This window comes from Desulfamplus magnetovallimortis, assembly GCF_900170035.1.
In the GTDB taxonomy this organism is placed as follows: domain Bacteria; phylum Desulfobacterota; class Desulfobacteria; order Desulfobacterales; family Desulfobacteraceae; genus Desulfamplus; species Desulfamplus magnetovallimortis.
Map to the genome: position 1 here is coordinate 45794 of NZ_LT828563.1, position 10529 is coordinate 56322.

8 protein-coding genes are annotated in these 10529 nt (G+C 43.0%); 6 read left to right on the forward strand and 2 right to left on the reverse strand.

Features of this window, described 5'->3' with window-relative positions; genetic code table 11:
* Window positions 1-12 precede the first annotated feature (12 nt).
* Both MTBBW1_RS24895 and MTBBW1_RS24900 read right to left on the reverse strand, forming a co-directional pair.
* Window positions 13-1671, reverse strand: coding sequence for a glutamate synthase-related protein (locus tag MTBBW1_RS24895; RefSeq protein WP_080809000.1), 1659 nt, complete (start codon window positions 1669-1671; stop codon window positions 13-15).
* Entirely contained in the window at window positions 1635-2771 is a 1137-nt protein-coding gene (locus tag MTBBW1_RS24900; RefSeq protein ID WP_080809002.1) for a class II glutamine amidotransferase domain-containing protein, read from the reverse strand. Before MTBBW1_RS24900 ends, MTBBW1_RS24895 begins: the two co-directional genes overlap by 37 nt.
* A 172-nt stretch (window positions 2772-2943) precedes the next feature.
* Here MTBBW1_RS24900 and MTBBW1_RS24905 point away from each other — a divergent pair, with 172 nt between their 5' ends.
* From MTBBW1_RS24905 to MTBBW1_RS24925, 6 genes are all read left to right on the forward strand, one after another.
* Window positions 2944-3165: a hypothetical protein gene (locus MTBBW1_RS24905; protein ID WP_080809005.1), complete on the forward strand. Its 222-nt coding sequence runs from the start codon at window positions 2944-2946 to the stop codon at window positions 3163-3165.
* A complete protein-coding gene (locus MTBBW1_RS28740; RefSeq protein WP_186441697.1) occupies window positions 3162-3317 on the forward strand; it encodes a hypothetical protein in 156 nt (51 codons plus the stop codon). The genes MTBBW1_RS24905 and MTBBW1_RS28740 overlap by 4 nt, the downstream gene beginning before the upstream one ends.
* The gene (glnE, locus tag MTBBW1_RS29845; protein WP_080809007.1) at window positions 3314-6547 is read left to right on the forward strand and encodes a bifunctional [glutamate--ammonia ligase]-adenylyl-L-tyrosine phosphorylase/[glutamate--ammonia-ligase] adenylyltransferase; all 3234 of its coding nucleotides are present in this window, start codon (window positions 3314-3316) and stop codon (window positions 6545-6547) included. Before MTBBW1_RS28740 ends, glnE begins: the two co-directional genes overlap by 4 nt.
* A gap of 239 nt (window positions 6548-6786) precedes the next feature.
* Window positions 6787-8523: a long-chain-fatty-acid--CoA ligase gene (locus MTBBW1_RS24915; protein WP_080809009.1), complete on the forward strand. Its 1737-nt coding sequence runs from the start codon at window positions 6787-6789 to the stop codon at window positions 8521-8523.
* A 198-nt stretch (window positions 8524-8721) separates the two neighbouring features.
* Window positions 8722-9711, forward strand: a complete 990-nt coding sequence (locus MTBBW1_RS24920; RefSeq protein WP_080809011.1) for a rhomboid family intramembrane serine protease — start codon at window positions 8722-8724, stop codon at window positions 9709-9711.
* Window positions 9708-10529, forward strand: an 822-nt coding sequence (locus MTBBW1_RS24925) for a hypothetical protein (RefSeq protein ID WP_222424162.1), incomplete at its 3' end; no start/stop codon positions are given. The genes MTBBW1_RS24920 and MTBBW1_RS24925, both read left to right, overlap by 4 nt.

Below are 10529 nucleotides of genomic sequence, written 5' to 3' on the forward strand. Positions count from 1 at the left end.
GAAACGCTCCTCCTAAACCACATATTTGATATTGAGACGCTGGGCGACCTGGTAATCATCAATGCCAAGGGCATCTGACATGCCTATGGGCAGGGATGTTGATCTTCCAAGCGGTGCAATTATCTTTTTAAGTTCAATATCAAATGAAACAAAGAGATCAACAATACGCTGTGCCACATCTTCAGTGTCAAGGCGGCGGTAGAGCCTTGGATCCTGTGAGGTGATTCCCTTGGGACAGATACCAAGGTTGCATACATTGCAGCGGTCTTTTTCGGTTCCAATGCAGCCGGCTGCTGCCTGCATTACATATTTTCCAATCTGTACTCCACTTGCTCCAAGCATGATAAGAGCTGCGGCATTGGCAGCAATATTGCCGTTTTTGCCAATACCACCACCTGCAAATATTGGAATTTCGTTCTGCTTACCTATGGCCACAAGGTTAAGGTAGTTATCACGGATACATGATGCAATGGGGTGTCCCATGTGATCCATGGAGACTGTATAGGCAGCTCCTGTTCCGCCATCCTCACCATCTATGGCAATGGCTGATGCATAGTCGTTTCTTGTGAGGTTGTTAAGAACTGCAAGGGATGTAGATGATGCTGATATCTTTGGATATACAGGTACCCTGAATCCCCATGCCATTGACATTGACATTATCATCTTGGCAACTGACTCCTCAATGGAGTACTGGGTCTGGTGGGTTGGGGGGCTTGGAAGGCTTACGCCCTGGGGAACGCCCCTGATGGCTGCAATTAGCTTGTTGACCTTGTGCCACATAAGAAGACCGCCATCCCCGGGTTTTGCTCCCTGACCATACTTGATCTCAATGGCACATGGGTCCTCTTTCATGTGGGGTATGGCGTGGATGATCTCATCCCATCCAAAGTAACCGCTTGCTATCTGAAGTATCACATATTTAAGGAATCTGCTTCTCAAAAGGCGCGGCGGGCATCCTCCTTCTCCTGTGGAGATTCTGACAGGCATGTTAAGCTCTTCATTTAGATATGCCACTCCCATCTGAAGACCTTCCCACATTGTGGGTGAAAGTGCACCAAATGACATGCCACCTATTATAAGTGGGTATATTTCCCGCACAGGTGGTATCCAGCCGTTGTTTCTTAAGCGGAGCATGTTCTCCTTTGGAGGAAGGATTCTGCCAAGAAGGGTACGAAGTTCAAACTCGTGGCGTCCGGCATCTAAGGCAGGGTCTGTGAGCATGGATATCCTGATAAATTTGATTCTGTCCAGAAGTGAATCTGTTGTGTTCCTTCTGCCTCCCCTTGTTCTGGGTTCTCCATGCTGGTTGACGTGGAACCTGTATCTGTCAATTCCCTGGTTTGGCACAGGTTTGATGGCATCATTGGGGCAGACCATGGAGCACATTGCACAGCCTATGCATTTCTCTTCAACAGTTTTTTTCTGGCGGATGCCATACCATGTTTCAAATGCAGAAAGTGGTCTTTCCGAAGGATTTATATTGCCAACCGGTTTAAGATCCATGGATGTTGCAATGTTTCTCTTTCTGAAGACAGCAAGCTCAATGGCCTGCATGGGGCATACAGCAGTACACTGTCCGCACAGGGTGCATCGATCTTTGTCCCAGTTAATCTGCCATGGCAGATCACTCAGACTTAAAGAGGAAGGGTTAATGGTTCTGTTTGACGACATATTTTTACCTCCTGTCTGTCCGGGCCTACAATGGCTGTATCAAGGTGCATGGGTTGAATATCTTTACTTTTATCCCGATCCGGTATCACAGCATCAAGGCCGCAGACCTCTGAAGAGAAGGCAAACATGCCGGGGCGACCGCCCACCACGCCGGGTCTTAGTTTTTTTCTGTCCTGTGCCATGAAAAGGGTGTTGTCCGGCAAGGTTCCTATCACACAGTTGGGACCGTCAATTATCAGTTGACGGCACGATTTTTTAAGGTGCTTTAAAAATGTGGCATCCGGATGGTTTTCAATGTCTCTGTCCTGAAGTGGAGTTATGACGTGTTTGTATGCATCAAGCCCCAGGTCAAGCCCTGACATTGTGTAGTGCAGTATATGGGCAAATACCTCGGAATCTGACTGGTATCCCATGTATCCAGGAAAATCCCTGGATGATAGAAAGTCCCTGATTGGTATAAATGCCGTATTTTCGCCATTGGTCATGGTTGAGTATCCCTTTATAAAGAAGGGATGGCACGCATAGAGGTTAATGGCATAGTTGGTGTTCTGACGTCCCTGGGCCATGATTGTACGTGCCTTGAGATCCTTTCTGTCAAGTCCGAGGTGTCTTGCGATCTGCATTGGATCCCCAAGCTCCTTTAACATGATGGTATCCGGCCAGAAGGAAAAGACTATCATATCTTTTTTCTCTTCTCCCATTTCCCTGATTTTCAGGCGGGTCATCATAAGGCGGGTGGCAAGCTCCTTTTCATCAAGAGTATCAACATTCCATGAATCTGGATACTCATAAGCCCTGAGCAGATAAAGACCTCTTTTAGGTGTACCCTCAAGGGTTTGTTTGGGAACCTTGATGCTCATTTTGTATTTTGTCATAAAGCCTTGATCCATCATGAACAGGTCAAGCTTGCGGATTCCCTCTTCGCTGAAAATACCGGAAAGGATGGGCGCGTCCTTCATCTCCTCAAAGGGCCCCCCCAGATCACGAAGCAGAAGTCCCACGCCGGATCCGTCATGACCCTCTTTCATGACATCAAGGGCTTTTATGGCTTCCATGGGAGAGACTGGATCTTTGCTTGTAAGTGCAAACAGACGGCACATTCTCTTTTCTCCTTGTTATTTTTTATCGTTTGAGCAATATATAAAGCCAGTTAATATAAGCAGAAATTGATATTTTTTCAATATCTTTTTATTATCCAGAAAAACCATCACCACTGTTTCACAACTGATAATGATGACTTCCCCGTCCTGAAAAAATTTGAATGGAGGATTTATGTTAAAAATGGTTGATGCTCGGATGGAGAATAACCAGATTTTTTTATCCGAAAAAATATATTTTGAAGATTATGAAGTAAAGACGATTAAAGTTATATTTGAACTTAACCCTGTGAACAGGAAAGAAAAAGATTCATTATCCAAAATAAAAGGATTGCTAAAAGGTATTGATATCAATGAATCTGAATACTATTCCCATCTGGAGAATAAATATCTATGAAGGTATTTGTTGATACTAATGTGATTATGGATATTCTACTTGATAGAGAACCTTTTCAGGATGCATCTTGTTTTGTATGGGATTTTATTTCTTCTCTGAAGGTAATAACTCCTGAAAATTTTATGAAAAATGAAAGTAATGATAAGTTGTGAATAATTTAGATATTGCAAAAGAAAAATTTAATCAGAGATATTCTGATTTATTAAAAGCCTTTGAAGAGAAAGGCGATAAACTTGTCTTTCCGGAAGAGTACCTATCTGTAACGGAACTTGAAACGGTTTTGACATATAGTGAATTTGCAGCCTCAACCTTTTCCCGTCATCCGTGGATTCTTGTTGATCTTGCTGTTTCAGGCGACCTTGACCGTTCCTATGGCATGGGACATTTTACCTCGCTTTTGAATGACGCATCCCTGCTAAAAAGAGCCTTTGCAGTATTGAAAAAATCTGATTCTGTTGATCTTTCCAAAGTATCTGTTGATCTACCCGAAGCAGAGGAAATCTTAATTGATAATGAAGATGATCTTCAAAAACTGCTTGTCATGACCCGTATGAGGGAGATGCTTAGAATTGCATGGCGTGATCTCACAGGAAAGGCAGAGCTTCAGGAGACACTCAGGGATTTGTCTGAGTTGGCTGAAGCATGTGTTGACAAAGGGATTTCCTTTCTTTATGATAAACTTTGTTCTACTTGTGGAACGCCCGTTGACAGCCAGGGCAGTCCACAGGCTCTGGCTGTGCTGGGCATGGGAAAACTTGGTGCCGGAGAATTGAACTTCTCATCAGATATTGATCTCATCTTTGCCTATCCCGAAGATGCTGCTTTTCAGGGAAAATGCCAGTTTCATACTACTGGAGAGTTTTTCACAAAAATGTGCAGGGATTTTTTAAAACTGTTTGACTCTTCTGCAGGCAGGGAACTCCTGTTTCGTGTTGATACACGTCTTCGCCCCTTTGGTGCCAATGGCCCCCTTGCCATGAGCTTTGATTCAATGGAGGAGTATTATCAGACCCAGGGTCGTGAGTGGGAGCGATATGCCCTGATAAAGGCACGCCCTGTTGCCGGAGATCTTGTTGCAGGAGATCAGCTTTTAAAGCGGCTAAACCCATTTGTTTACAGACGATATTTTGACTATGGCTCCTTTGATTCCCTTAGGGATATGAAACGGAGAATTTCTCTTCAGGTCAAGGATAAGCGGTATCGTCACAATATAAAACTTGGTGCTGGCGGTATTCGTGAGATTGAGTTTTTCGGCCAGGTGTTTCAGATGATCAGGGGAGGGGTTGAACCTGAATTCCAGGAGCGCAAAATCCTTAAAATTTTAAATCTTCTGGTGGAGAGGGATTGTATTGACCGTAAAACAGGAGATGAGCTTACATCTGCATATGTTTTTCTCAGAAATGTGGAGCACAGGCTTCAGGAGCAAAGGGATCAGCAGACCCATGACCTTCCGGTAAAAGAAGAAGAGAAGTTGCTGCTTGCACGTTCAATGGGCTTTGATGACAAAGAGCTGTTTTTTTCTGAACTTACAGCTCACATGGCAGCGGTTCATGAGCATTTCAGACATCTGTTTGTTTCAGAAGAAGATGAAGAGATAAATGGAGTTGATAGCAACAGGAACTCCAGCAATGATTTTGCCAATGATAACTCCGTGTGCAGCAGAGATGAACTTAAGTATCTCTGGCAGAACATCAATGATCCCCAGCACGGTTTTACAGGTAGCCGTATTTCCGGATTTGCTGATGCAAATGCTGTATGCGGACTTCTTAAAAATCTTGCAGAGCACCCCAATACAAAAAAACTTACCAGCAATGGCCGTAAACGTCTGGATCGTCTCATCCCTGTACTTGTACAAAAGGCAGGAGAGGGCGAAAACCCTGAGATCGTTCTTCAGAGGCTTGTTGACCTTATCATTACCATTGAGAGGCGCACCTGTTATCTATCACTTTTGAATGAAAAACCCTTAGCCCTTGATAATCTTGTGACTTTGGCATCAAAAAGCCCATGGATCATATCCTTTCTTTCAAGACATCCGGCTCTTCTTGATGAACTTATGGATCCTGTTGCTCTCTATAAACCACCGGACAGAGTACAGATAGAAGCTTCCCTTGCCCGTCGTATGGCACATATTCCCATTGATGACTTTGAGTTTCAGCTTGAAGAGCTATGTATATTCAAACAGGTCATGACCCTTAGGGTTGCGGCTGCCGATATAAGCGGTAATTACCCCTTAATGAAGGTAAGTGACAGATTGACTGATATAGCAGAGGTTGTCATGGCAAGGGTTATTGAGATTGCATGGCACCACACTGTTGCAAAATATGGCCTTCCAACATTTGACAATGATCATGGAAATAGTGATGTTGACAACGATCATGGAAATAGTGATGTTGACAACGATCATGGAAATAGTGATGTTGACAATGATCATGGAAATAGTGATGTTGACAATGATCATGGAAATAGTGATGTTGACAATGATCATGGAAATAGTGTCGTTACATGGTCTGAAGCACCGGGGAACGGTTACCAGGCTCTAAGCGCTTTTACTTCACCTGGATTTGCGGCAATAGCATATGGAAAGCTCGGAGGCATTGAGCTTGGCTACAAGTCTGATCTTGACATGGTCTTTATCCACTCTGCATCGGAAGGTTTTACAAAAGGTGCGAGACGCAGCATTGAAAATATAAGATTCTATACATTCCTTGGGCAGAGAATCATAAATGCCTTAACTCTTCATACACAGGCCGGAACCCTATACGAGGCAGATATGCGCCTTCGGCCAAGTGGTCAATCCGGCATGATTGTAAGTCATATTGATGCATTCAGCGAATATATACAAAATGAGGCATGGACATGGGAGCACCAGGCAATTATTCGGGCACGTCCCATTGCAGGAGATCCTATTCTTCAGAAGCGGTTTAACCAAATCCGCAATGGAATTCTCATTATCAGACGAGAGCCTGAATTTCTGAAAAACGAAGTTCGCACCATGCGGGAGAAGATGAGAGCGGAGCATGAGAAAAACGAACCATTAAAGATTGATGACGATACAGAGCTTTTTGATCTGAAGCAGGGCAGGGGAGGTATTATAGATATTGAGTTTCTGGTGCAGTATCTTGTGCTGAGACACGCCTTTGATCATCCACCCCTTACCCGTTGGACAGACAATGTAAGGTTAATTGAAACCCTTGCCAGAGAAAATATATTGACAGAAGATGATGCCAGGCTTTTAACAGAAGGCTATCTGAAGCTGAGACAGAAGATTCATCATCTGAATCTGCAGGAAAAAGAGAAGAAAATTTCCGTTGAGTTTTTTGGGGAGACAGGAAAGAAAATCTCTGAACTTTTTGAAAGTGTGCTTTATGGAAATAGTATTTGAAAGTGTGCTTTATGGAAATAGTATTTGAAAATGTGCTTTATGGAAATAGTTTTTGAAAGTGTGCTTTATGGAAATAATGTTTTATGGCACTTACGGTATGGATTTAGCAGTTATTCCGACAATGAAATCCATCAACTGTGAAGTGTAAGTTAACAAATTAGGGAGCCGGAAATTAGGGAGTTTGATGAAATCCGGAGCCTCTAACTGTTTAGAACGTTTTTATAAAGGAGATAACATAGATGACTTTAATAAAGTGGGAAACACCCTTCTGGCCTGAAGGTGTGGCACATGATGTAACCGATTACAACTATCCTTTGACAGAGCTTCTGGATAATGCTGCCCGCAAATATCCTGAAAAAGTATATACCATTTTTAATGATGCCACCCGGACATTTGCCCAGGTTAAGGATACTTCCGACAGGATTGCAAATTTTCTTGCAGGGCATGGAATTAAAAAAGGGGACAGGGTTGCAATTTTTCTTCCCAATATTCCACAGTTTCCGGAGATTTTTTTTGGTATTCTCAAAGCAGGTGCAGTGTGCGTAAACTGTAATCCGGTCTATACTCCGGCAGAGCTGAACCACCAGTTGTCAGACTCTGGAGCAAAGATAGTTTTCTGCATGGATCACCCGGTCTTTTACAAAAGCGCAGTAAAGGCCATTGAAGATACTGATGTTGAAACTGTTATTATTTGTAATATTAAATCATACCTTCCAAAGCTTAAGGCTATTCTGGGAAGCCTTCTTGGAAAAATTCCCAAGGCAGATCACCATGAACCAAATCACTTTATGTTTGATGAGATTGTTGCAACTTCTGCCCCAACTCCGCCTGCAATAACCATAAATCCCCATGAGGATACCGCTTTAATGCTTTATACGGGCGGCACAACCGGTGTTCCAAAGGGTGCTGAACTCACCCACGTCAATTTTACATATGATCTGGAAGCAGCAGTTGAATATTTCAGGCTTGTTCATGATAAAAACGGAAAAGCTGAAAAGTTGCGTTATGGAGGTTTTCATACCTTTCTTGGGGTGTTGCCCTGGTATCACGTATTTGGAATAAACAGTACATTGCTGCTTGCTGCAAAAACCGGAAGCCGTTTGATATGTGTGCCTGATCCAAGGGCTGGAAATCCACCATTTACCGAGGTTCTTACAATTGTTCAGAAACATAAACCAACCTTCATGACAGCAGTTCCCACCATTTTTGTTGCTTTTACCAACCATCCGCTGATTGATAAATTTGATATATCTTCACTTATGGGATGCCTTTCAGGAGGAGCACCTCTTCCGCCAGAGGTGTGCAGGCAGTTTGAGGATAAGACAGGTGCCATAATTTTTGAAGCCTATGGCCTGACAGAGACAGCACCTGCGGTCTGCTGCAATCCTCCTTTTAAGGAGACCCGAAAGATCGGTTCCATAGGTTTTCCCATTCCCGGCACAGATGTCAAGATTCTGGATACAGAGACAGGAACAAAGGAGATGCCAAGGGGAGAGGATGGAGAGATCGCCGTTTGTGGCCCCCAGGTTATGAAAGGTTACTGGAAGCGTCCTGATGCCAATGAGGAGGTTTTCCGTGAATTTGAGGGAAGCCGTTATTTTCTCACAGGAGATATAGGAAATATTGACGCAGATGGCTATATCACCATAACAGATCGTAAAAAAGATATGATTATTGTAAGTGGTTTTAATGTATATCCAAGGGATGTTGAGGATATCCTTTATACCCATCCTGCGGTTGAGCTTACCGCTGTTGTCGGACTTCCTGACAAGAGAAGCGGAGAGATGGTTAAGGCATATGTCAAGTTAAAGGATGGAGCTTCTGTAACCATTGAGGAGCTTATGCAGTTCTGCAAGGAGAACATGGCCGGATATAAACGTCCAAGGGAGATTGAGATAAGGGATGAGATTCCTGTCTCCAATGTTGGTAAGGTTTTAAGACGTGCATTGCGAGATGAAGAAGCAGCCAAAAGCTGAAGTTTTAAGATCTAATTGATGTATGAAGAAGCAGCAAAAGCTGAATTTTTAAGACCTGATTGATGTATGAAGAAGCAGCAAAAGCTGAATTTTTAAGACCTGATTGATGTATGAAGAAGCAGCAAAAGCTGAATTCTTAAGACCTAATTGATGTATGAAGAAGCATCAAAAGCTGAAGTTTTGAGACCTGATTGATGGATGAAAAATCTGGAAAAAACTGAAATTGTGCCTCTTCCGGAGTTGAATATTTCCCTCTCCGGCCTGGAGAGGGAAAAAGCTGACTTGATTGCTCTTGTGTTGAGTTCACAGGGTATTGAGGTCTTCTGGGAAAAGCAGTCAGAGGGGCTGTATGATCTGATAATTGATTGTGCACAATATCCCCAGGCTGAAAAGGCACTGCAAAAGTTTTATCTGGAGAACCCTTTTGTTGATCTGACAGGTGAAAAAAATCAACTCCCGCCGGAAACCTCCCTTCCTGTTATTACAGGGCAGGCAAAGATTGTTGTATTGTTTGTCGCCCTTGCTCTTTCTGTTGTTCATTTCTCTCTGATTTATCATGGCAACCATAATAATGTGGTTATGAATTACGGGGCATCTGCCCTTTATATTTTGCAGGGGCAATATTATCGCATATTTACGGCAATGATGCTCCACTCAAATTTAGGGCATCTTGCCGGCAATGTTGTGGGTTTGCTTGTTTTTGGAACTCCTCTTTGCAGCATAGCAGGTGCATTTCGGGGGATGCTTTTGATTATACTGTCCGGCGCAACAGGTAATCTTGTTAATGCCTGGATGCATCGTCAGGCTCATCTATCCATAGGTGCCTCAACTGCTGTCATGGGTGCCATCGGGATTTTGACTGCATGGCAGGTGGCAGGTAAAATCATCATAACATACAAGGATGAATTACCGGTAAAAACTCATGGCCGGAGTTCTGCCACCCCTGAGTATGGAGATATTGTATCTATTTCCACGGTAAAAAACAGGAATGATAATCATCAATTAAAAATTGATATAAAACCCTCTGCTCTTTTTCCTTTAGCTGCCGGTGCCGCTGTGGCAGGCATGCTGAGCGGCGGTGAAAATACAGATATCTCTGCCCATGTTTTTGGTTTTTTGTGCGGGGTTGTCATTGGCCTTGTCTATTTGATCTTTAAGGAATTTAAATTTTTCAAGGAGAATTCATGATTACATTACCATTATCTAAATATGCAACATCCTTTTTGAATAATTTCCGGTTTTACAGGAAAACTGCATTGATCATAATGGCAATATTGTTCATTCCCATACAGGTATTTGCAATATATGACCAGATCGCATTTGATGTTGCAGTAAAGGACAATACAGTAACCTTCGCTTTTACACCAGATTATAAACAGGATTTGGACAGGGACGGTAATCTTGTTCAAAGAGTGGCTCCGGATATCAAACCTTTCTACAACCTTTATGTTGTTGCTCTAAATACAGATGGCTTCTATTTTATTAACAACAATCAGGGCATACTTGAAAAGGAAAAATTTGATCCTGCTGTCGAACCTTCACCCTTGATCACCCGTTCTTCACATGGCTTGGAAACAGTAATGGGCAGCTTTAATGTTGCAGAACTCAATAACACATATTTTTTTGCAGGTTCCGGTTCATCTCTTCTTGATCTTCTTACAACCGGAAGCTTTGTTCAGCTCTATGCCGGTTACATCCCGGCCATTCCCCAGCCGGAACGCCAATGGACAATCATGGTATATATGGTCGGCTCTGATCTGGAGGGAGACTCAGGAACAAAGACAAGAAATGCCAGCAATGATATTATGCAGATGATAGCGGGTTCTGCCGGCCTGAATAGTAATACTGTTAACATTGTCATTACCACCGGTGGTTCAAAAAGAAATGGATGGCAGACAGTAAAAAGATCATTCATACATAATGGAACCCTTCATGCAATGGCAGATATGGGGGATCTCAATATGGGAGCACCTGAAACACTTTCGGATTTTGTAAGTTGGAGTAAA

Bases quoted from the DNA above. Each gene is read 5' to 3' on its own strand.
- MTBBW1_RS24895 (WP_080809000.1), bottom strand. From the start codon at position 1,671: ATGTCGTCAAACAGAACCATTAACCCTTCCTCTTTAAGTCTGAGTGAT.
- MTBBW1_RS24900 (WP_080809002.1), bottom strand. From the start codon at position 2,771: ATGTGCCGTCTGTTTGCACTTACAAGCAAAGATCCAGTCTCTCCCATG.
- MTBBW1_RS24905 (WP_080809005.1), top strand. From the start codon at position 2,944: ATGTTAAAAATGGTTGATGCTCGGATGGAGAATAACCAGATTTTTTTA.
- MTBBW1_RS28740 (WP_186441697.1), top strand. From the start codon at position 3,162: ATGAAGGTATTTGTTGATACTAATGTGATTATGGATATTCTACTTGAT.
- MTBBW1_RS24915 (WP_080809009.1), top strand. From the start codon at position 6,787: ATGACTTTAATAAAGTGGGAAACACCCTTCTGGCCTGAAGGTGTGGCA.
- MTBBW1_RS24920 (WP_080809011.1), top strand. From the start codon at position 8,722: ATGAAAAATCTGGAAAAAACTGAAATTGTGCCTCTTCCGGAGTTGAAT.